The sequence below is a fragment of the Streptomyces pseudogriseolus genome, assembly GCA_002154585.1.
Taxonomy (GTDB): Bacteria; Actinomycetota; Actinomycetes; order Streptomycetales; family Streptomycetaceae; genus Streptomyces; species Streptomyces pseudogriseolus.
The window spans coordinates 1-610 of record MUNG01000639.1 but is presented as its reverse complement, the minus strand read 5'-3'; the positions used below and the strand labels follow the sequence as shown (position 1 = coordinate 610).

1 protein-coding gene is annotated in these 610 nt (G+C 68.5%); it reads left to right on the top strand.

The window, feature by feature from the left end; translation table 11 throughout:
* Positions 1-111: 111 nt before the first annotated feature.
* The coding region (locus CCN29_RS33660) for a thiamine pyrophosphate-binding protein (RefSeq protein WP_442538671.1) at positions 112-610 on the top strand (499 nt) is incomplete at its 3' end.

Here is a 610-nt window from a genome sequence, read left to right as displayed (position 1 = left end):
TTCGCCCGTACCGGGCCGGTTACCCATGAAGCGTGTCACCCCCGCGCCTGCCTGGGCACAACTGGACGCCGGGGACAGTCGTTCATCGACGGGATCGGGAAGGGAGTTCGCATGGCCGGCACCAAGGTGTCCGACTACATCCTCCAGCGGCTGCGCGAATGGGATGTCGACCATGTCTTCGCCTACGCGGGCGACGGCATCAACGGGCTGCTGGCGGCCTGGGGGCGGGCGGACAACGAGCCGAAGTTCGTGCAGGCCCGCCACGAGGAGATGGCCGCGTTCCAGGCCGTCGGCTACGCGAAGTTCTCCGGCAAGGTGGGCGTGTGCGCGGCCACCTCCGGGCCCGGCGCCATCCATCTGCTGAACGGGCTGTACGACGCCAAGCTGGACCACGTTCCCGTCGTGGCCCTGGTGGGGCAGACCAACCGCAGTGCCATGGGCGGCTCCTACCAGCAGGAAGTGGATCTCGCGAGCCTCTTCAAGGACGTCGCCTCCGACTTCTGCGAGACGGCGACCGTCCCCGAGCAGCTGCCGAACCTCATCGACCGCGCCTTCCGCACCGCCTACGCCAGGCGCACCGTCACGGCGATCATCCTGCCGGGTGATGTGC